General features: G+C 71.3%; 18 protein-coding genes. 12 read left to right on the top strand and 6 right to left on the bottom strand.

What is annotated here, in order from left to right; genetic code table 11:
• Positions 1-11 precede the first annotated feature (11 nt).
• Entirely contained in the window at positions 12-818 is an 807-nt protein-coding gene (gene dapF / locus ABD841_RS05895) for a diaminopimelate epimerase (protein WP_344968630.1), read from the bottom strand.
• Positions 819-954: 136 nt separating this feature from the next.
• The gene (gene miaA / locus ABD841_RS05890; RefSeq protein ID WP_344968628.1) at positions 955-1,860 is read right to left on the bottom strand and encodes a tRNA (adenosine(37)-N6)-dimethylallyltransferase MiaA; all 906 of its coding nucleotides are present in this window, start codon (positions 1,858-1,860) and stop codon (positions 955-957) included.
• A 75-nt stretch (positions 1,861-1,935) separates the two neighbouring features.
• Between miaA and ABD841_RS05885 the strand changes: the two genes are divergently transcribed.
• Positions 1,936-2,265 carry an antitoxin gene (locus ABD841_RS05885; RefSeq protein WP_344968626.1) on the top strand — a complete coding sequence of 110 codons (330 nt, stop codon included), beginning with the start codon at positions 1,936-1,938 and terminating at the stop codon, positions 2,263-2,265.
• A gap of 175 nt (positions 2,266-2,440) precedes the next feature.
• Here ABD841_RS05885 and speB read toward each other — a convergent pair whose 3' ends face one another.
• Positions 2,441-3,388: an agmatinase gene (gene speB / locus ABD841_RS05880; RefSeq protein ID WP_344968624.1), complete on the bottom strand. Its 948-nt coding sequence runs from the start codon at positions 3,386-3,388 to the stop codon at positions 2,441-2,443.
• Between the two features lie 427 nt (positions 3,389-3,815).
• Here speB and ABD841_RS05875 point away from each other — a divergent pair, with 427 nt between their 5' ends.
• The 5 genes from ABD841_RS05875 (at position 3,816) to ABD841_RS05855 (ending at position 11,747) form a co-directional block, all read left to right on the top strand.
• Positions 3,816-5,429: a N,N-dimethylformamidase beta subunit family domain-containing protein gene (locus tag ABD841_RS05875; RefSeq protein ID WP_344968856.1), complete on the top strand. Its 1,614-nt coding sequence runs from the start codon at positions 3,816-3,818 to the stop codon at positions 5,427-5,429.
• Positions 5,426-5,821, top strand: a complete 396-nt coding sequence (locus ABD841_RS05870) for a cupin domain-containing protein (protein WP_344968623.1) — start codon at positions 5,426-5,428, stop codon at positions 5,819-5,821. The genes ABD841_RS05875 and ABD841_RS05870 overlap by 4 nt, the downstream gene beginning before the upstream one ends.
• Positions 5,822-5,867: 46 nt before the next feature.
• Positions 5,868-7,361 (top strand): PucR family transcriptional regulator, encoded by a 1,494-nt coding sequence (locus ABD841_RS05865; protein WP_344968621.1) that lies wholly within the window; start codon positions 5,868-5,870, stop codon positions 7,359-7,361.
• Positions 7,362-7,645: 284 nt separating this feature from the next.
• On the top strand, positions 7,646-9,136 hold the full coding sequence (locus ABD841_RS05860) for an APC family permease (RefSeq protein ID WP_344968619.1): 1,491 nt from the start codon (positions 7,646-7,648) through the stop codon (positions 9,134-9,136).
• Complete coding sequence (locus ABD841_RS05855) at positions 9,129-11,747, top strand: CehA/McbA family metallohydrolase (protein WP_344968617.1); 2,619 nt, start codon at positions 9,129-9,131, stop codon at positions 11,745-11,747. The genes ABD841_RS05860 and ABD841_RS05855 overlap by 8 nt, the downstream gene beginning before the upstream one ends.
• A 203-nt stretch (positions 11,748-11,950) precedes the next feature.
• On the opposite strand, the gene ABD841_RS05850 is transcribed toward ABD841_RS05855, so the two are convergent.
• Complete coding sequence (locus ABD841_RS05850; RefSeq protein WP_344968615.1) at positions 11,951-12,466, bottom strand: methylated-DNA--[protein]-cysteine S-methyltransferase; 516 nt, start codon at positions 12,464-12,466, stop codon at positions 11,951-11,953.
• A gap of 19 nt (positions 12,467-12,485) precedes the next feature.
• Between ABD841_RS05850 and ABD841_RS05845 the strand changes: the two genes are divergently transcribed.
• Entirely contained in the window at positions 12,486-13,445 is a 960-nt protein-coding gene (locus tag ABD841_RS05845; RefSeq protein ID WP_344968613.1) for a ribonuclease Z, read from the top strand.
• Here ABD841_RS05845 and ABD841_RS05840 read toward each other — a convergent pair.
• Together ABD841_RS05840 and miaB are read right to left on the bottom strand one after the other, a co-directional pair.
• A complete protein-coding gene (locus tag ABD841_RS05840; RefSeq protein ID WP_344968611.1) occupies positions 13,409-14,074 on the bottom strand; it encodes a class III extradiol ring-cleavage dioxygenase family protein in 666 nt (221 codons plus the stop codon). The two genes, ABD841_RS05845 and ABD841_RS05840, sit on opposite strands and share 37 nt — an antisense overlap.
• A gap of 183 nt (positions 14,075-14,257) precedes the next feature.
• Positions 14,258-15,754, bottom strand: coding sequence for a tRNA (N6-isopentenyl adenosine(37)-C2)-methylthiotransferase MiaB (miaB, locus tag ABD841_RS05835; RefSeq protein ID WP_344968610.1), 1,497 nt, complete (start codon positions 15,752-15,754; stop codon positions 14,258-14,260).
• 167 nt (positions 15,755-15,921) lie between these two features.
• Here miaB and ABD841_RS05830 point away from each other — a divergent pair, with 167 nt between their 5' ends.
• The 5 genes from ABD841_RS05830 (at position 15,922) to ABD841_RS05810 (ending at position 20,001) form a co-directional block, all read left to right on the top strand.
• The gene (locus ABD841_RS05830; protein ID WP_344968608.1) at positions 15,922-16,593 is read left to right on the top strand and encodes a Uma2 family endonuclease; all 672 of its coding nucleotides are present in this window, start codon (positions 15,922-15,924) and stop codon (positions 16,591-16,593) included.
• 107 nt (positions 16,594-16,700) lie between these two features.
• Positions 16,701-17,429 (top strand): amino acid ABC transporter ATP-binding protein, encoded by a 729-nt coding sequence (locus ABD841_RS05825; RefSeq protein WP_344968855.1) that lies wholly within the window; start codon positions 16,701-16,703, stop codon positions 17,427-17,429.
• 48 nt (positions 17,430-17,477) lie between these two features.
• Positions 17,478-18,356, top strand: a complete 879-nt coding sequence (locus tag ABD841_RS05820) for a glutamate ABC transporter substrate-binding protein (RefSeq protein WP_344968606.1) — start codon at positions 17,478-17,480, stop codon at positions 18,354-18,356.
• An 83-nt stretch (positions 18,357-18,439) separates the two neighbouring features.
• Entirely contained in the window at positions 18,440-19,108 is a 669-nt protein-coding gene (locus tag ABD841_RS05815) for an amino acid ABC transporter permease (RefSeq protein WP_344968604.1), read from the top strand.
• Positions 19,105-20,001 carry an amino acid ABC transporter permease gene (locus tag ABD841_RS05810; RefSeq protein ID WP_344968602.1) on the top strand — a complete coding sequence of 299 codons (897 nt, stop codon included), beginning with the start codon at positions 19,105-19,107 and terminating at the stop codon, positions 19,999-20,001. The genes ABD841_RS05815 and ABD841_RS05810 overlap by 4 nt, the downstream gene beginning before the upstream one ends.
• Positions 20,002-20,075 lie beyond the last annotated feature (74 nt).

Genomic DNA, 20,075 nt, shown 5'->3' with positions numbered 1-20,075 from the left:
GGCGCCGGACCTCACAGGTCGAGTTCCCCCGAGGCGACCAGGACCGCCGGACCGGCGAGGTAGCTGGTGCGCTCGTCGAGGGTGACCGTGACGGTGCCGCCCGGCACCTCGACCGCCCAGGTGCCGGTGGTCTCCCCCGCCAGGTGCGCGGCCGCCACCGCCGAGGCCACCGAGCCGGTGCCGCAGGACCGCGTCTCGCCCGAACCCCGCTCGAAGACCCGCATCACGACCCGGCGCGGGCCCACCGGGTTGAGCAGTTCGACGTTGACCCCCGCGGGAAACACCTCGGGGTCGAACACGGGCTGACGGCTCAGGTCGAGCTGGGCCACCGGATCGCCGATGACGCAGGCCAGGTGGGGGTTGCCCATGTTGACGTGGAGGCCCTCGTACTCGTGGCCCGACACGCTCGTCCGGCTCGTGCCCAGCACCCGGGGCGGCCCCATGTCCACGGTCACGTCACCGGTCTCCCCCAGGCGGACGCGCTTGACCCCCGCGCGGGTCGCCACGCCGAACTCGCCCGCCCCGGCCAGCCCCGCGTCCACCAGGTAGCGGGCGAACACCCGTATCCCGTTCCCGCACATCTCCGCGAGGCTGCCGTCGGCGTTGCGGTAGTCCATGAACCACTCGGCGGCGTCCGCCTGGTCGGCCACCTCCGCGCTGAGCTTCGTCCGCATCACGTGCAGCACGCCGTCCGCGCCGATCCCCGCGCGCCGGTCGCACGCCGCCGCCACGAGCGCCGCGGAGAGCTCCAGCTCACCGTCGGGGTCGGGAAGGATGACGAAGTCGTTCTCGGTGCCGTGACCCTTTGCGAATCGCATCTCTCAACCTTATCCGCGCCGGTCCCGGCCCCGGACGCGCGCCCGGGACGCCGGCCCTCCCGCCGGCCCGGTCCCGCTCGGGCCACCGGCGCACCACGTCGGGCGCACGGCCCAGAAGGTCCGGAGCCCGCTCAGGTCACCGGCGCACCACGTCGAGCGCACGGCCCAGAAGGTCCGGAGCCCGCTGGGGAAGCCAGACCACCCGCGGGTCGCGGCGGAACCACGACTCCTGGCGGCGGACGAACCTGCGCGTCGCCCGGACGGTCTCGTCCATCGCCTCCTTCTCCGTCCACTCCCCGGCGAGGAAGCGCAGCACCTGGGCGTATCCGAGCGCCCGGCTGGCCGTGCGGCCCTCGGCGAGGCCCCGGGCGGCGAGCCCGCGGACCTCCTCCACCAGCCCGGCCTCCCACATGCGCTCGACCCGCGCCTCGATCCGGGCGTCCAGCACCTCCCGCGGCACCTCCACCCCGAGCTGGACGCTGTCGTAGACGGCGTCGTACGAGGGCATGGTGGCCGAGAACGGGCGCCCGGAGATCTCGATGACCTCCAGCGCCCGGACGATTCTGCGGCCGTTGCTCGGCAGGATGGTCCCGGCGGCCTCCGGGTCGCGCTCGCGGAGCCGCTCGTAGAGCGGGGCGGTGCCCACGCGGTCGAGCTCGGCCTCCAGGCGGGCGCGCACCTCCGGGTCGGTTCCCGGGAACTCCAGGTCGTCGAGCGCGGCCCGCACGTACAGCCCCGACCCGCCCGCCAGGATCGGCACGACCCCCCTGGCCCGCAGGTCGTCGATGAGCGGCCGGACCAGCGCCTGGTACTCGGCGACGCTGGCCGTCCTGGTCACGTCCCAGATGTCGAGCAGGTGGTGGGGCACCCCGCGCCGCTCCGCCACGGAGAGCTTCGCCGTTCCGATGTCCATGCCCCGGTAAAGCTGCATGGAGTCGGCATTGATCACTTCACCCCCCAGTTCGAGGGCGAGATCCACGGCCAGATCGGACTTTCCGGCGGCGGTGGGGCCGACGACTGCGATGACGGGTGGCTGAGACACGGGATAAGTCTGCCAAGGAGCCGGGTATGAGTGAGAAGGCGATGCGTCGCCACGTCGGAATCGGGGGATTCAGATATGTCGATCTTCGGCAGCGTGAAGGACCTGCCGGGAGAGAACTCCGGCAGGATCGAGAAGATCGTCGAGCAGGGCATCGGCAAGGCCGGACAGTCCGCCGGGGAGAAGGCCGGCGGACAGCACGACCGGCACATCACCACCGCGGCGCGGAAGGCCGGGGAGATGGCCGACAAGATCGATGACAGGCCCGGGACGACACCGGTGACCGGGCACCCCGACACGACACCGGCGCCGGACCCGAGCGGTACGGCATCCGCTCACGACCAGGCCGGTACGCCCACGATCGGCGACCGGACGGACAGGTCCCCGGCCCCGGATCGGCCCGTGTAGCCCCACGCGGCCCCACGGAGAGATTCTCAGGCGCCTTCACACGCGAGCCGCCCGGCAAGGTCCCGGGCGGCTTCGCGTGCCGGGGCGGAACCGGCGCCCCGGGACGGGCGCCCGCGTCGCGCGACCGACCCGGATCGCCCGCCTTCCCCGTCAGGACCGGTCCGGCACCGGCGCGTCACGACCTCTCGTTGAGGGCGAGCAGGCTGATCAGGTCGTAGGCCACGTGGGAGGCGGCGACCGAGGTGATCTCGGCATGGTCGTAGGCGGGGGCGACTTCGACGACGTCCGCGCCGACCAGGTTGCCGCCCGCGAGGCCGCGCAGGATCTCCAGCAGTTCCCTGCTGGTCAGGCCGCCCGCCTCCGGGGTGCCGGTGCCGGGCGCGTGCGCCGGGTCGAGCACGTCGATGTCGATGGACAGGTAGAGCGGACGGTCGCCGATCCGCTGGCGGAGCGCGTCCACGACCTCGTCCACGCCGCGCCTCATGACGTCGGCGCTGGTGACCACGCCGAAGCCCATCCGCTTGTCGTCGTCGAGGTCCTTCTCCGCGTACAGCGGGCCGCGGGTGCCGACGTGGGCCAGCGCCTCGGTGTCGAGGATCCCCTCCTCCACCGCCCGGCGGAACGGCGTGCCGTGGGTGTACTCGGCGCCGAAATAGGTGTCCCACGTGTCCAGGTGGGCGTCGAAGTGCAGCAGCGCGACCGGCCCGTGCAGCCGGGCGGCGGCGCGCAGCAACGGCAGCGCGACGGTGTGGTCCCCGCCGATCGTGACCAGCCGTGTCCCGTCCGCGGTCAGACGGGACGCGGCCTCCTCGATGGTCTCGACGGCCTCGTTGATGTCGAACGGGTTGCACGCGATGTCCCCGGCGTCGGCCACCTGGCGGACCGCGAACGGCGAGACGTCCAGGGCCGGGTGGTACGGCCGGAGCAGGCGGCTGGCCTCGCGGACGGCCGAGGGGCCGAACCGCGCCCCCGGCCGGTAGGAGACCCCGGCGTCGAACGGCACGCCCACGACCGCCACGTCGGCGCGCCCCACCTCGTCCAGGCGGGGCAGCCGGGCGAAGGTCGCCGGGCCGGCGAAACGCGGAACACGGGAGGAGTCGACGGGTCCCCGGGGCTTGGTCATTCTGGTCGGTCCTTTCGTACGGACGGTTCGAGCGGTCGCCGCGCGGTCCCACTCGGGCCCCGCCGCCGCGCCCGTCCCGTGGCGGTCGGCGCGGACCTCCCCGGCCGCCACGACGGGCGCGGGCTCGGTCTCCACCGCCGGAGCGCGGGACGGACCGGCGTCCCGCTCCCGATCGGCACCGGCGGATCGACGATCACGCTGTTTCCCCGTCCCTCCGTGAGGTCCTCCCGGCGCCCATGACGGACAGGCGCCGGCATCCGGGCGAAGACGGGCTGACGCGAGCCGACACTAGTCGGCTCGAACCGCGCCGCCCCTGGTCGAACCGTCCAGAAGCAACGATGATCGTTGTGCGAGTCGTCCATTTCGTGTCGCTGACAGATTCATAGACTCGACCCTCACGTACGAGTCAAGGAGAATCGTGAGCGAAATGATCAAGGCGTCCGGGCTCCCGGCCGCCTTCGCCTGGTCACCCCGGGGGTGGCCGTCGGAACGCGCGTTCGGCACACCGGACGCGGCCGAAGTCTGGTGCTATACCGATCGGTTCTCCTACTTCCCCGGCGAGACCGTGCGGTTCCACCTCAGCGCGAGCGTCCCGTCCTTCGACCTCGACGTGGTCCGCGACGGCCTGGAACCGCACGTGGTGTGGTCCCGCCGTGGACTGTCGGCGGGCCGCTTCGAGGCGCCGGCCGACGCCCACGCCGTCGGCTGCGGCTGGCCGGTCGGGCTGGAGCTGGAGATCCCGGCCGACTGGCGAAGCGGCTTCTACATCGTGACGGTGCGCGCCACCACCCCCGAGGGCGAGCTGTGGGAGCGCGAGCACTTCTTCGTCGTCAGGGCACCCGCGCACCGGCGGGCCCGCGCCGCGCTCGTGCTGACCACCAGCACGATGCTGGCCTACAACGACTGGGGCGGCGCCAACCACTACCGCGGCACGGGAGACGACCCGCGCCACGACGAGGGGTCACCGCTCGCCTCGACGCGGCGCCCCATCGCCCGGGGCATGATCCGCAAGCCGGCGGGCGCGCCGCGGGAGGCCAACCCGGGAACGCTGCCGATGTACGGCACCCCGCGCTACCCCTCGTACGAGTGGGCGCGTCTCTTCGGGTACAGCCGCCACCACGCCGACGCGTTCTGGGCGACCTACGAGCGGCACTTCGCGGTGTGGGCGGAGCGCCACGGGTACGAGATCGACTACCTGACCCAGCACGACCTGCACTTCGATCCCCACGCGCTGGACGGGTACTCCTGCGCCGTCGTCGTCGGGCACGACGAGTACTGGTCGTGGCGGATGCGCGACGCCGTCGACGCGTTCGTCGACGCGGGAGGCAACCTGGCCAGGTTCGGCGGCAACTACCAGTGGCAGGTACGCCTCAGCGAGGACGGGAACACGCAGTACTGCTACCGGCTGCCGTCCCTGGACCCCGAGGCGCGGGAGACACCCCACCTGGCCACGACCGTGTGGGAGGCGAAGTCGGTCGGCCGGCCCGGCGCGACCACCATGGGCCTCAACGGCCTCGGCGGGATCTACAACCGCTACGGCGTGGCCACCCCCCGCTCGTCGGGAGGCTTCACCGTCTACCGGCCGCACCACTGGTCGATGGAGGGGACCGACCTCTACTACGGCGACCTGCTCGGCGGCCCCCCGTCGTTCCTGGCGGCCTTCGAACTCGACTCGGTCGAGTACACGTTCCGGCGCGGTCTGCCGTACCCGACGTTCGAGGACGGCGCCCCCGAGACCCTGGAAATCCTCGCCCTCGCACCCGCCGTCCGGGGCGAGGAGGACCGCTTCGGCGGCCGCGTGCCGATCGGCGGGCCCGAGGAGGAGGTCTACAACTACAACCGGGACCTCGGTGACGATCTGCCCGGCTACGTGCATGAAGGCGAGATGCGCGGCGCCGGGATGATCGCGGCCTTCACCCGCGGCGACGGCGAGGTGTTCAACGGCGGCACCACGGAGTGGTCCCACGTGCTCAGCCTCGGCGACCCGTTCGTCGAGCGCATCACCCACAACGTCCTTCGCCGCTTCGGAGCCGCATCGTGAACACCCCGGAGAACCCCGTCCCGGTGACCGGGGCCGGCATCGAGGCCGTCCGCGCCGTCACCGCCCTGACCGGCGAACGCTTCGTCCCCCCGTTGAGCGACTACCACCTGCTGTCCCCCGAATGGATCGAGGAGGAGTTCCGGGTCTTCGGCGGCCCGGCGACCTCGTACACCGGCGGCTTCTGGAGGGGCGAGCCCGGCGCCGTGCGCTTCGACTCCTGGCCCTACGACGAGATCTGCCTCATCCTCAAGGGGCGTGTCGCCGTGCGGGATTCGGCGGGACGGCGCAAAGACTTCGGCGCCGGAGAGGCGTTCCACATACCGCAGGGGTTCCGCGGCGACTGGATCACCGTGGAGCCGAGCGAGAAGGTCTTCATCGCGGTCTGCCGCTGAGCCGGGACCGGCCGGGGCATGACGGCGCCGACACTACTGTTACGGCATGGTCCCCCTTCGCGTGTTCGTCACCCGGCTGGGGCTGGTCGTCCGAGTGGGTGAGGACCGCCTCGACACCCCCGTCCGCTGGGTGCACGTCAGCGAGCTGGCCGACCCCTCGCGCTATCTGCAGGGCAACGAACTGCTGCTGCTCGCCGGCACCGACTTCCGGCCCGAACGCAGCGCGGAGTACGTGACCGGGGTCAAAGCGGCCGGTATCGCGGCTCTCGGGTTCGGCGTGACGCCGGTCTTCGACCGTGTGCCCGACGAGCTCGTGGCGGCCTGCCGCGAGCACGGGCTCCCACTGCTGGAGGTCCCCGCCTCGGTCGCGTTCGAGTCCTGCGCCGAGCTCTTCTACGGGGAGCTGCTCTCGTCGGAGATGTCGGAGATAAAGCGGCTGACCGAGACCCAACGCGCCCTGATCAAGACCGCCACCGGCCCGTCCCCGCTCACCAGGACGCTGGAGCTGCTGGCCGCGCACACCGGGGGATGGGCGCTGCTGCACGACCGGATCAGAAAGCGGGAGTGGGCCGGCGGCGCGCCGCGGATCGACGCCGACGTACGCGCGGCCATCGACCGGGTCTGCGCGAGCACGTACCCGGCGAGCGCCACGATGAGCTCGGCCGACCAGCGGGTCATGGTCCAGTCGGTGGCCGGGCCGCTGCCCTCCGGCTACGCCCTGGCGGTGGGCGCCCCGGTGGTGGCCGGGGTCGCCGACCGTGCCGTCATGATGACGGCGGCCTCCCTGCTCAGCCTGCTCATCCCGGACCCGGTGGACCGCTGGCCCTCCCACCAGGTCGGCCAGGCGGCGCTGGCCCTGGCGCTCGACCCGTACTCACCCCGCTGGATCCAGCACGCCGCCGCCGTTTTCGGGGTCCAGAGCTCGGGGTCCCTCTGGCGGATCGTCTGCGCGCGCGCCGTGGACCGGGCGGGCGGCGCCCGCGACGTGAGCACCCGTGCCCGGCTCGGCGAGTTCGCCTCCCTGCTGGCCTCCCCGTTCGTCGACCAGGACGGCGCGGTGTCCATCGCCCTGCTGCCGGAGTCCGCTCCGCTCACCCGGATCGTCGACGAGCTCGGGCGCGCCGGCTGGCTGGCCGGGGTCAGCTCGGCCCATCCGGGGACGCGGCTACGGGCGGCGCACGAGGAGGCCGCCCGGGCACTGCGGACCGCCCTGTTCCAGGGCACCTGCGTGGTGAGCGGGACGGAGGTCGAAGGGCTCGCCGCGGCGCTGGACATGAGCCGCCTGCGGGACTACGCCGACCGCCGGTTCCGGCCCCTGCACGAGCGCCGCCAGCAGGACGCCGTCGATCTGCTCGCCACGTTACGGGTCTGGCTGCGCCACAACGGCCACTGGGACCGTACCGCCGAGGAGCTCGGCGTCCACCGCAACACCGTGCGCCATCGGATCGGGCAGATCGAGACCAGCCTCGGATGCCGGCTCGGCGACGCGGACACGCGAATGGAGTTGTATCTCGCCCTGCGGGCGATCGAGGAGCTCTGAGCGGATCTCACTCCGGGGGCTCCGGACTGTGAGCGCCGCGGGCCGCGAGACCGGCGAGGCTCGCGGACGCCGAGGAGACCACGACTCCGGACCGGAATGTGCGGAACGCACAGTGGCAACGACGAAGTCTGGACGGATCGTCGCTCGCCGGGCCCGCCCACCCACCATAGGCTCCAGCCTTACATCGGCCCGGCGCGCTCGCCCAGGCTCTTCCTCTCTCTCCTCTCTCCCCAGCCTTCTCCGTCCGCGCGCCGGTGTCCCGCGCCGCAGTAAGGAGCGAACCCATGCCAGGTCACGCCACCGAGAGTTCCATGAACGCGCCTGACACCCTGGCCGGCGACGCCATGGGAACCAGAGACCTCGTCTTCACGGTCCTGGCCGCCCTGGCGCCCCTGACGCTCATCGTGGCCGTCGCCCCCCTGCACTTCCTCAAAGGCGGCGCGGCCGTCCCCGGCGGTTACCTCGTCGCCGGTGTGGTCATGGGGCTGTTCGCCGTCGGTTTCATGACCATGAGCCGCTACGTCCGCAACGCGGGCGCCTTCTACGCCACCATCTCCCGCGGCCTGGGCAAGCCGGCCGGTTCGGGGGCGGCGATGCTCGCGGTGACGGCCTACAACGCCCTGCAGATCAGCACGTACGGCGCGCTCGGCGTCTACGCCGCCGACACCTTCGCGAACTACTTCCATCGCGACGTGCCGTGGTACGTGTTCGCGCTCCTCGGCCTGGCCCTCGTCGCGTGGCTCGGATACCGCGGCATCCACACCAGCGCCCGGATCCTCGGGGTGCTGCTCGTGCTGGAGACGGCCGTCCTGGTCGTGCTGGCGGCGTACGTCCTGGCGAAGGGAGGGGCCGGCGGCTGGTCCGCCGAGTCGTTCGCGCCGGGCAAGGTCCTCGACCCGGCCAACGGCGCCATGTTCGCCCTGGTCGCCGGGGCCTTCATGGGGTTCGAGGCCACCGCGATCTTCAGCGAGGAGGCGCGCGGCGGCATCCGGACCGTCCGGCGGGCGACCTACATCGCGGTCGGGTTCATCGCCGTGTTCTACGCCTTCATCACCTGGGTCATCGTCATGGCCTACGGCGCCGACAAGATCGGCGCCGCGGCCGAGGCGGACCCGGTCAACCTCGTCGTCGCCGTCTTCGAGACCCACGTACCCGCCCCGATCACCGAGGTGATGAAAGTCCTGCTGCTGACCAGCGCGTTCGCCGCGCTGCTCGCGTTGCACAACGCGGCCAACCGCTACTTCTTCGCGATGGGCCGCGAAGGTCTCCTGCCGCGCGCGCTGGGCCGCACCCACCCGCGGACCAAGGCCCCGTGGCGGGCGGGCCTCCTGCAGACCGCCCTGGCGGCGGCGGCCGTCGTCACGTTCGCCGTCTTCGGGCTCGACCCCTATCTGGGCCTGCTGCTGTGGGGCAGCGCGCTCGGCTTCCTCGGGATCATCGCCCTGTGGGCGCTGTGCTGTCTGGCGGTCATCCGGTTCCTGCGCCGTCAGGCGCCCGAGGCCGGGCTCTTCCGCACCACGATCGCTCCCGGGCTCAGTTTCCTGGCGCTGGCCGTGGTGCTCTTCCTCGTCCTGAGCAACCTGCCGCTGCTGACCGGCGCCGGCACCACCACCAACGTCCTGATCGTCGGCATCGGCCTGGTCGCCGTCGTCGTCGGCGTCGTCCGGGCACTGCACCTGCGCGCCCGCTCCCCCCGGCTCTACGCCGGACTGGCCCGGACCTCCGTCGACGGGCCGCCGTCCGAGCAGGAAGAAACGGTCGCCGACCATGCCTGAACACAACGCCTCCCCGGCCGGAGGCTGCCGCGGCTACCGGCCGGTCGACCTGACCGGCGTGCTCAACGCCCCCCGCTCGATCCTCGACGACGGCGACTCCTACCCGCTCGGTCGCCGCACGTTGTACGGCATCCCGTTCTCGTTCGGTGACGAGCGCGCCGCCGACGCGGCACTGCTGCGGGTGGAGGGACCGCCCCGGGCGGCCGTCACCATCCCGGTGGGCCGCGCCTTCGAGTGGATGGTGATCGCTCACGCCCTGGAGTCCCCGGACCTGTTCGACGGTCAGACGGTCGGTGACGTCTGCGCGTACTACACGCTCGTGTACGAGGACGGGCACACCGAGCGGCTGCCGGTGCGCCGGCGGTTCGAGATCGGGCCCACGCCGCGGCTGTGGAGCGACCGGGCGATCCCTCTCGACTGGGGACAGACCCCGTTCCTGGCCGTACCCGACGCCCAGCATCGGCTGATGCCGCGCACCCACGGGCGCTTCGACGCGGCGGGCGCGCGGTTCGTCGACATCGACGATCCGCAGGCCAGGTCACCGTACGTGCTGCCCTACCGGTTCTACCTGTGGCCCTGCCGGAACCCACGGCCCGGGGTGCGGGTCCTCGGCCTGGAGATCCGCTCGCTGGGCCCGAGCGTCCTCATCGGCGCCGTGACCACCAGCGACCTCGACGAGGATCCTTTCGGACGCACCGTCTGGCGTGACGTGCTGCTCGACCTCCCCCGGTCCGCCGGTCCGGTCTCGGAGGACCTGGCGGTGACCGTCGATCGCGGCTCCGCGACGTACCTCTACCGCCGGGTGAGCTCCGGCGGGGCCGAGGGCGGAGACGGAGGCGGAAACGGGGGCGGAAACGGGGGCGGAAACGGGGGCGGAGACGGGGCCGGGGGCGGGGGCACCCCGGCCTGGGGAGCGCCCGCCGAGGAGGAGCACCGCGCCTACGTGCGCGTCGCCGCCACCCCCTCGGCGCAGCTGACCCTTGTACGCGGGGATTCCGTGATCAGCACCTGCGGCTGGGAAGAGCTGCTCTCCGCCGGGCAGCGGAGCGACGGCGGAGTCGTCTGGCGGGTACCCGACGCCGGACGAGCCTGGGTGCGCACCGTGGTCAGGGACTCGGCCACCGGCGAGCCGGTCCCGTGCAGGATCCACTTCCGGTCGGAGGACGGGGTGCCCTACCCACCGCACGGCCATCACGGGCACATCAACTCGGACGGCAACACCTGGAACCTCGACATCGGCGGTGACGTCCGGCTCGGCGCCACGACGTACTCCTACATCGACGGCACCTGTGAGGGCTGGCTGCCCCTGGGCGAGGTCACGGTCGAGGCGGCCCGGGGGTTCGAGTACCGGCCGCTGCGCACGACCGTCACAGTCCGGCCGGGCCAGGCCGAGATCGAACTGACCCTGACCCGGATGACCGACATGGCCGCGACCGGTTGGTACAGCGGCGACACCCACGTGCACTTCGTCTCGACCCTGGGCGCGGAGCTGGAGGCGCGCGGGGAGGACGTCCGCGTCACCAACCTCCTGCTCAGCCAGTGGGGGCACCTGTTCACCAACACCGAGGAGTTCACCGGACGACCGCACACGTCGGCGGACGGCCACACGCACGTCTTCGCGGGGCAGGAGAACCGCAGCGGCATGCTGGGGCACATCAACCTGCTCGGCCTGCGGCACCCGATCATGCCGTGGTGCACCGGCGGCGCGGAGGAGTCGGAGCTCGGCGGCGGCCTGGAGACCACACTGTCCCACTGGGCCGACGAATGCCACGAGCAGGGCGGCACCGTCGTGCTCGCGCACTTCCCGGTGCCCAACGGGGAGGCGGCCGCCCTGCTCGCCACCGGCAGGCTGGACGCCGTCGAGATGATCGCCTACGACCCGTACAACATCCAGGAGTACTACCGCTATCTCAACGCCGGTTACCGGGTCACCCTGGTCGGCGGCACCGACAAGATGAGCAGCGAGGTGCCGATCGGCCTCATCCGCACCTACGCGCACGTGCCGCCGGACGAGAACCTCGACTACTGGACCTGGTGCCGGGCCGTACGGCAGGGCGCGACGTTCGCGACGAGCGGACCGCTCCTGCGGCTGGACGTCGACGGTCACCGGCCGGGGCAGGAGGTCCGGGTGACGCCGGGCACCCCGGTCCGTGTCGAGGCCCGCGCCGAGTCGATCTTCGACATCGACCGGATCGAGATCGTGGCCAACGGCCACGTCGTCGCCGAGCATCGGCCGCACCGCCCGGGGCGCGTGCTCGAACTGGCCGCCGACCTGCCCGTCGCCGAGGACTCGTGGATCGCCGCGCGGTGCTACGGGCCGGGCGCGGAGGTCGCCCGGCACCACGACGTGTGGGCCAGGCCGATCATGGCGCACACGTCCCCGCTCTACCTGCGCACGGGCGAGACCTACGGCCGGTTCGACGCGACCACCGTCCGGCACATGCTGAACCTCGTCGACGGCTCTCTCGCCTACATCGACGAGCGGAGCCGGCGCCTGTGGCCCGGCCGGGTCTGCCACCGCCACGGGCAGGAGGACCACCTGGCCTTCCTGCGGGCCCCGTTCCTCCAGGCTCGCGAGCTGCTGCGGCGGCGCGCCGCCGAGCGTCGCTGACGGGAACACGGCCCCGGCGCGAGCGGGCCGTCAGAGCCTGACGGGAACACGGCCCCGGCGCGAGCGGGCCGTCAGAGCCTGACGGGAACGTGACCGCGGCGCGCGAGCGGGCCTCCGAAGCCTGGCGGAGGGCGTGCCGCACCCCGGCTTTCGCGGAGGCGGGGCACATCGCGCTCCGACCGGCGCGAGTGCCTCCGCCTCCGTCACTCCCAGTCGAGCGTCGGCTGCAGGTATCCCTCCAGGGTCAGCAGCCACCGCTTGGACTCCACGCCCTCGCCTCCGCTGAACCCGCCGAGCCCGTTCCCCGCGATCACCCGATGGCACGGCACGATGATCGGCACGGGGTTGGCGCCCATGATCGATCCGATGGCCCGCGCGGGGACGCCCGTCCCGCTCCGGGCGGCCAGCTCGCCGTAGGTGACGGCCCTGCCGTAGGGGACCGTCTCGTACAGCGTGCCCAGCACCCTGCGCTGCACCGGCGAGGTCAGCCGCCAGTCGACCGGGACGCCGAAGACCCGGAGCCGCCCCGCGTAGTAGTCGCCGAGCTCGCCCAGGACCGCGCCCGTCCTGCCCGGATCGTCCGCCTCCGCCAGCCCGAGCCGGTCCAGCACGCGCGACCTGAAGGCGTCGAGGCGGCCCCAGCCGACGCTCACCACGCCGTCCTCCGTCACGGCGACGACCATCTCCCCCAACTGCGTCGGAACGCTCCCGAACGCCACCGTTCCTACCATGGGCCTCGTGTCCCTTCGCGAACTCGTCGTCCTCGGTACCTCAAGCGCGGTCCCCACCCGCAACCGTAACCACAACGGATACCTCCTCCTCTGGGACGGGCAGGGTTTCCTGTTCGACCCCGGGGAGGGCACGCAACGCCAGATGGTCCACGCGGGTGTCAGCTCGCACGACATCACCTGGATCTGCGTCACCCATTTCCACGGCGACCACTGCCTGGGCGTGCCGGGAGTCGTCCAGCGCATCGCCAGGGATGGTGTCACGCACCGGGTCCAGGCGGCCTTCCCCGCGAGCGGGGAGACGTACTGGCGCCGGCTGCGCCACGCGACCGTCTTCGCGGACACCTCGGTGATCGTCGAACGTCCCGTCTCCGGGGAGCTCGCCCGCTTCGACGCCGGTCCGGTGACGCTCACCGCCCGGCCGCTCTCCCACCCCGTCGAGTCGTACGGGTACCGCCTCGACGAGCCGGACGGGCGCCGTATGCTCCCCGAGCGGCTCCGGGAACGCGGGATCCAGGGGCCGCGGGTCGGCGAACTGCAACGCGCGGGCGCCGTCGCCGCCCCCGACGGGACGACCGTCCACCTGGCGGAGGTCAGCGAGCCGCGCCCCGGCCAGAGCGCCGCCTTCGTCATGGACACCCGGTTGTGCGACGGGGTCTTCGCCCTGGCCGAGGGAGTGGACCTGCTGATGATCGAATCCACCTTCCTGTCCGAGGAGTCGGCGCTCGCCGCGGAGTACGGGCACCTCACCGCCGCCCAGGCGGGCCGGGTGGCCGCCGAGTCAGGCGTCCGCCGGCTCGTCCTGACCCACATCTCCGAGCGGTACGGCACCGACGACGAGCCCCGGTTCCTGGCCGAGGCGGGCGCCGCGTTCGGCGGCGACGTCGTCCTGGCCCGGGACCTGTCCCGTGTCCGCGTCCCGCGCCGGGACCGTCACGTCCAGCGGGCGGCGAAGTATCCGACGCCGTAGGGCGCGGCGTCGTAGAGGACCTCGGCCCGCAGCGCGGCGCCGGCCCCGCCGAGCACCTGCAGGGCCGCGCGACCCGCGACCCACAGCTCCGCGGCCTCGCCCGGGTCGAGCGGCGGGATCTCCCCCCGGGCGAGCCCTTCGACGATGACCCTGTTGTACGGCTCGGCGCGGAGGTCGAGGTATCCCGGGGACTTCTCGGTGAGGCGGGCCGAGCCGTCGGCCATGACGAGCGCGGCCACGCGCCCGGCCGCGCCCGCCAGCCGCCCGCCGAGGGCGGCGCACTCCTGCGGCGAGGCATCGAAGGAGACGGCGTGGAACGCCGAGGCGGCCAGCCCCGCCCGGTCGAGAAGCCAACGGCCGATCGTCAGGGAGAGCGGCAGGACGGGCTCCCCCTCTCCCACGCGGACGTCGACGCCCCAGGGGGCCAGGCTCCCGGCGGCGTCCGCGCCGTACGCCGCGGCCCGGTCGGCCCCGCCGACCACCACGATCGCGTCGGGCGCCGCCCCGCCCAGCGCCGCCACCGCCGCCGCGCAGGCGGCACGGAGTCCGTCGAGCTCGGCGGCCGCGGCACCGGCCAGCTCCGGGACCAACAGCGGTGGATGCGGGCACACGGCGGCGGCGACAAGCACGTGGCAAGACTAACGGAGCCGCTGCCCGCGGAGCCGCCCGGCAGGCGGACCACCCACGCGCACCCCGTACGGAGCAGCATGGAGAATCCGCCGGAAAACCCGAACGATCCCCCGGGAACCCGCCTCCCGAGCATCCGCGGGATCAGGGACCCGACGTGACAGGCCGATCTCGGCGCGGGCGCGTCAGGACGTGACGGAGCAGCCGGAGACCTGGGGCAGCGGGGCGGGGCGGCCGATGGAGGGCATGCCGAGCATGACCCCGGAACCGGCGCCCGCCGGGGCGGCCTGCTGGGCCTCCCAGGCGTCGCCCGCGCGGGTGCGCCGGAGGTTCAGCACCGGCCCGTCGGCCACCAGGTGGTGCGGGGCCGCGTAGGTGACCTCGACGCTCACCATGTCACCCGGGCGCGGCACCTCGGCCCCGGGGGTGAAGTGGACCAGGCGGTTGTCGGGAGCCCGGCCGGACATGCGGTGGGTCGCCTCGTCCTTGCGGCCCTCACCCTCGGCCACCAGCACCTCGAGCGTCCGTCCGACCTGCTTGCGGTTCTCCTCCCAGGAGATCTCGTTCTGCAGGGCGACGAGCCGCTCGTAGCGCTCCTGCACGACCTCCTTGGGGATCTGGTCGTCCATGGTGGCGGCGGGGGTGCCGGGCCGGATGGAGTACTGGAAGGTGAAGGCGTTCGCGAAGCGCGAAGCGCGCACCACGTCGAGGGTGGCCTGGAAGTCCTCCTCGGTCTCGCCGGGGAAGCCCACGATGATGTCGGTGGAGATGGCGGCGTCGGGCATGGCCGCGCGGACCCGCTCGATGATGCCCAGGTAGCGCTCGGCCCGGTAGGAGCGGCGCATCGCCTTGAGCACCCGGTCGGAGCCGGACTGCAGCGGCATGTGGAGCTGGTGCATCACGTTGGGCGTCTCGGCCATGGCCGCGATGACGTCGTCGGTGAACGCGGCCGGGTGCGGGCTGGTGAAGCGGACCCGCTCCAGCCCCTCGATGTCGCCGCAGGCCCGCAGCAGCTTGCCGAAGGCGAGCCGGTCGCCGAACTCCACGCCGTAGGTGTTGACGTTCTGGCCGAGGAGAGTGACCTCCAGCACGCCCTGGTCGACCAGGGTCCGGACCTCGTTCAGGATGTCGCCGGGGCGGCGGTCCTTCTCCTTGCCGCGCAGCGACGGCACGATGCAGAACGTGCAGGTGTTGTTGCACCCGACCGAGATCGAGACCCACGCGGCGTAGGCGGACTCCCGCTTGGTCGGCAGCGTGCTCGGGAAGGTCTCCAGAGATTCCTTGATCTCGACCTGGGCCTCCCGCTGGACGCGCGCCCGCTCCAGCAGCACCGGCAGCGAGCCGATGTTGTGGGTGCCGAACACCACGTCCACCCAGGGCGCCTTGCGGACGATCTCGCCCTGGTCCTTCTGCGCCAGGCAGCCGCCCACGGCGATCTGCATGCCGGGGTTGCCCACCTTCGCGGGGCGCAGGTGCCCGAGATTGCCGTAGAGCTTGTTGTCGGCGTTCTCCCGCACGGCGCAGGTGTTGAACACGACCACGTCGGCCGTCTCCCCCGGGGCGACCGGAACGTATCCGGCCTCCTCCAGCAGGCCCGACAGGCGCTCGGAGTCGTGCACGTTCATCTGGCACCCGTAGGTACGAACCTCGTACGTGCGGGCGCTCTCCACGGTGACAGTCATCTCACAGACAAGGGTAGGCGCTCCGCCGAGCTTCGGGTACGACACCCACTTCCGCCAAACCTTCGGTAACCAAAAGGCAACGTAGCGTAAAAGTCGCCGCTAACCTGGGGCCCCAAAGCCGCATGCGAGAATGAGACTCGTCCGACAGCTGAGAGTGGTGAGCCACGATGGCGATGCTCGTGCAGACCTCGGAGGCGCCCGTGAAGGCCAGGAAGCCGCCCAAGAAGCCGCACAAGAAGGCGACACCGAAGACGAACGTCTGGGAGACGCCCGGCGAACTCAGCGTCGATGAATGGTTCGAGCTCAACTCGCGAGACGACGGCGGTCGTTACGAGCTCATCGACGGGAGCCTCATCGTGTCCCCCGCCCCACCATTCAGACATCAGCGCATCGGAGACAGGCTTCAGACCTACCTGGAGACCGTGGCGCCGGAAGAGATGATCCCCGTCACCGCAACGGGCCTCCTCCTGGACCGCAAGCCCGGGGTGATCCCCGACCTGATGGTGGTGGAGCTGGCACCTTTCGAAGAAGGCGCCGAAGTCGCCCAGCCCGAGTGGGTACACCTGGTCGTGGAGATTGTCTCCAAATCCACCACGGCCACGGATCGGGCCGTCAAGCATGTCAAATACGCAGAGGCCGGCATCCCCCACTTCTGGCGCATCGAGATGAAGCCGTTCCGAGGACAGGGGTCCGACGAGCTACCGGTGATCTTCACGTACACGCTCGACGAGAACAGCGAGTACCAGCTCATTCACCGTATCGCCGCAGGTACCACCGTCGACCTGATCGAACCTTTCAAGCTCACCCTCGGCCCCGCCGCCCTCGGCCGGATCCGATGACCAACGCGTGAGACGGCCGTGATCTGATCGGTACCGCAGGGTTAGCCTGAGGTGGCCTTTACAGAATTACGTTGTGCAATATGACGGAGAACGGGGACAAGACTCCTCTGGTCGTGCTCACGGGTGTCAACAAGCACTTCGGCAGCCTGCACGTCCTGCGCGATATCAACCTGACGATCTCCCGGGGCGAGGTCCTCGTGGTCATCGGTCCCTCGGGTGGAGGCAAGTCGACCCTGTGCCGGACGATCAACAGGCTGGAGACGATCGACGAGGGCACCATCACCTTCGACGGCAAGCCGCTCCCCCTGGAGGGCAAGGCCCTGGCCAACCTCAGGTCCGAGGTCGGGATGGTCTTCCAGTCCTTCAACCTGTTCGCGCACAAGACGATCATGGAGAACGTCACGCTCGGGCCGATCAGGGTCCGGGGCATATCCAGGGCCGCCGCCGAGAAGCGGGGCATGGAACTGCTGGAACGGGTGGGCATCGGCGCCCAGGCGTCGAAGTACCCCGCGCAGCTCTCCGGCGGTCAGCAGCAGCGCGTGGCCATCGCCCGCGCCCTGGCCATGGACCCCAAGATGATCCTGTTCGACGAGCCGACCTCGGCGCTGGACCCCGAAATGGTCCAGGAGGTGCTCGACGTCATGATCGGACTCGCCCATGAGGGTATGACCATGATGGTGGTCACCCACGAGATGGGCTTCGCCCGGCGCGCGGCGAACCGCGTGGTCTTCATGGCGGACGGCCAGATCGTGGAGGAGAACACTCCCGACGAGTTCTTCACCAACGCCCGGACCGACCGGGCCAAAGACTTCCTTTCCAAGATCCTCACTCACTGAGTTCTCCCAGCCGGCTGCACACTCCAGAGAAGAATGAGGTAACGGAACATGCGAGTACTACGTGCCGGTGTGGCGCTGGCGGCGGCGAGCGCGCTCACCTTGGGCCTGGCGGCCTGCGGGGGCGAGAGCGGCGGCGGCGACACCGCGGCGTACACAACGGTTGTGGACAAGGTCAAGGGTGCCAAGAAGGTCGTCGTCGGCACCAAGTGGGACCAGCCGAGCCTGGGCCTGAAGACCGGTGCGGAGCCGGAGGGCTTTGACGTCGACGTCGCCAAGTACGTCGTCAAGGAGCTTGCCGGCGGCCAGGACGTGTCGATCGAGTGGAAGGAGTCCGCCTCCTCCAACCGTGAGGCCTTCCTCGCCAACGGCACCGTTGACATCATCTTCGCGACCTACTCGATCACCGACAGCCGCAAGGAGAAGGTGACCTTCGGCGGGCCGTACATCGTCGCCCACCAGGACACCATGGTGCGCGCCGACGACACCAGCATCGCCAAGCCGCAGGACCTGGCGGGCAAGCGGATTTGCCAGGCGGCCGGCTCCAACTCCTACAAGCGGATCACCGACCCGCCGCCGGACGGCCAGCTCGACCTGGACGCCCAGCTGGTGGGCGCGGCGAACTACTCCGAGTGCGTCGCCAAGCTCGCCGGCAGCAACCTGGACGCGGTCACCACCGACGACCTGATCCTCGCGGGCTTCGCCAAGCAGGCCGGCGGCAACTTCAAGATCCTCGGCCAGCCGTTCACCGACGAGAAGTACGGTGTCGGCCTGAAGAAGGGTGACACCAAGACCTGCGAGGCCGTCAACGCCGCCATCACCAAGATGTACCAGGACGGCACGGCCAAGCAGCTGCTGGACAAGTGGTTCGGCCAGACTCAGGGCCTCAAGCTGCCCACCGAGGCGCCGCAGTTCGAGCCCTGCGCCTGACCCTGCCGCGACCGGTCCTGTAGCGGCGACCGGTGATCCGGCCTCCGGGTCACCGGCCGCCGCCGCCCCATTGGTGGAGCACGATGGATGATCTGATCAAATATGCGCCTGCCCTGTGGGAAGGCTTCCTGAAGAACGTGCAGCTCTCGCTGATCTGCGCCGTTCTCTCGCTGACCCTCGGCACGATCCTGGTGTCGATGCGGGTCGCGCCGACGCCGATCCTGCGGGCCGTGGGCGCCGGCTACGTCAACGTCGTGCGGAACACTCCGCTGACCCTGGTCCTGGCGTTCTCCGCACTCGGTCTCAGCGACACCCTCGGATTCGTCTTCTCCGACGAGCCGAGAAGCAACGGCTTCTGGCTGGTGACGCTGGGACTGTCCGCCTACACGGCGACGTTCGTCTGCGAGGCGCTGCGCTCGGGCATCAACACGGTGCCGCTGGGACAGGCGGAGGCGGCCCGCGCGATAGGGCTCACGTTCTTCCAGTCCCTGACGATGATCATCCTTCCGCAGGCGTTCCGCGTGGTCATCGCCCCGCTGGGCAGCGTGATGATCGCAATGATCAAGAACACCACGGTCGCGATCGCCGCCGGCTACCTGGCGGAGTCCGCGTTCGTCATGAAGGACACCTTCGACGACACCGGCGTGTCGATCCCCATCTTCATCGGGCTGGTCGTCGCGTTCATGGCGGTGACCCTGCCGATCGGCTTCTTCACCGGCTGGCTCGCCAACCGGCTGGCGGTGGCCCGATGAGCAGGGGGGCGACGGTCCTGTTCGACGCGCCGGGGCCGCGCGCCCGGGTGCGCAACAACATCATGACGCTGCTGGCCGTGGTCGCGGTGGCGGCGATCCTCTACTTCATCTACCTCAGGTTCGACGAGAAGGGCCAGTGGGAGGGGCGGATCTGGGAGCCGTTCATCCGGCCCGAGACCTGGACGAACTACATCGTCCCCGGCCTGCTCGGCACCCTGGAGGCGGCGGGACTCGCCTCGGTGCTCGCCCTGATCTTCGGGGGGCTCTTCGGCCTGGCCAGGCTCTCGGACCACGCGTGGATCCGGCTGCCCGCGGGCGCGGTCGTCGAGGTCTTCCGGGCGATCCCGCTGCTGCTGCTGATCTTCTTCATCTTCTACCTGGCGCCCAGCGTGCTCGGCAGCGGCGACTACACCCTGGCCGCGCTCGTGACCGGACTGACCCTCTACAACGGGTCGGTGCTGGCCGAGGTCGTCCGGGCCGGCGTCCGGGCCGTGCCCAAGGGGCAGTCCGAGGCGGCCTACGCGATCGGGCTGCGCAAGAGCGGGGTGATGCGCCTGGTGCTGCTCCCGCAGGCCGTCACCGCGATGATGCCGGCGATCGTGAGCCAGCTGGTGGTCCTGCTCAAGGACACCGCCCTCGGCTACATCATCGCCTACGTCGACCTGCTCAACATGGGCTTCAAGATCATCCCTGCGGTCAACTTCGGCTCTCTCATCCCGGCCGCGATCGTCATCGGGATCATCTACGTGGGCCTGAACATGGCGCTCAGCGCCCTGGCCACCTGGCTGGAGCGGCGTAGCCGCCGCAGCCGCAAGTCGGCGGCCCCGCCGATCGAGCCTCCGGGCGCGGTCGGGGTACCCGCCACCGGGATGGGCGTGTCCGCGGTCGACTGAGCACGACCCCGGCCATCCGGCCGCGCCCGCCCGGTCGCCGGTCCCGCGTCGCGGGGTCGACGGCCGGGCGGGCG

It is taken from the genome of Streptosporangium fragile (genome assembly GCF_039534445.1).
GTDB lineage: Bacteria > Actinomycetota > Actinomycetes > Streptosporangiales > Streptosporangiaceae > Streptosporangium > Streptosporangium fragile.
The sequence above is the reverse complement of the archived record's forward strand: the minus strand, read 5'-3'. Positions and strand labels throughout refer to the sequence as shown.

Coding starts and splice junctions, on each gene's coding strand:
- dapF (WP_344968630.1), bottom strand. CDS start 818: ATGCGATTCGCAAAGGGTCACGGCACCGAGAACGACTTCGTCATCCTT.
- ABD841_RS05885 (WP_344968626.1), top strand. CDS start 1,936: ATGTCGATCTTCGGCAGCGTGAAGGACCTGCCGGGAGAGAACTCCGGC.
- speB (WP_344968624.1), bottom strand. CDS start 3,388: ATGACCAAGCCCCGGGGACCCGTCGACTCCTCCCGTGTTCCGCGTTTC.
- ABD841_RS05875 (WP_344968856.1), top strand. CDS start 3,816: ATGATCAAGGCGTCCGGGCTCCCGGCCGCCTTCGCCTGGTCACCCCGG.
- ABD841_RS05865 (WP_344968621.1), top strand. CDS start 5,868: ATGGTCCCCCTTCGCGTGTTCGTCACCCGGCTGGGGCTGGTCGTCCGA.
- ABD841_RS05860 (WP_344968619.1), top strand. CDS start 7,646: ATGCCAGGTCACGCCACCGAGAGTTCCATGAACGCGCCTGACACCCTG.
- ABD841_RS05855 (WP_344968617.1), top strand. CDS start 9,129: ATGCCTGAACACAACGCCTCCCCGGCCGGAGGCTGCCGCGGCTACCGG.
- miaB (WP_344968610.1), bottom strand. CDS start 15,754: ATGACTGTCACCGTGGAGAGCGCCCGCACGTACGAGGTTCGTACCTAC.
- ABD841_RS05830 (WP_344968608.1), top strand. CDS start 15,922: ATGGCGATGCTCGTGCAGACCTCGGAGGCGCCCGTGAAGGCCAGGAAG.
- ABD841_RS05820 (WP_344968606.1), top strand. CDS start 17,478: ATGCGAGTACTACGTGCCGGTGTGGCGCTGGCGGCGGCGAGCGCGCTC.
- ABD841_RS05815 (WP_344968604.1), top strand. CDS start 18,440: ATGGATGATCTGATCAAATATGCGCCTGCCCTGTGGGAAGGCTTCCTG.
- ABD841_RS05810 (WP_344968602.1), top strand. CDS start 19,105: ATGAGCAGGGGGGCGACGGTCCTGTTCGACGCGCCGGGGCCGCGCGCC.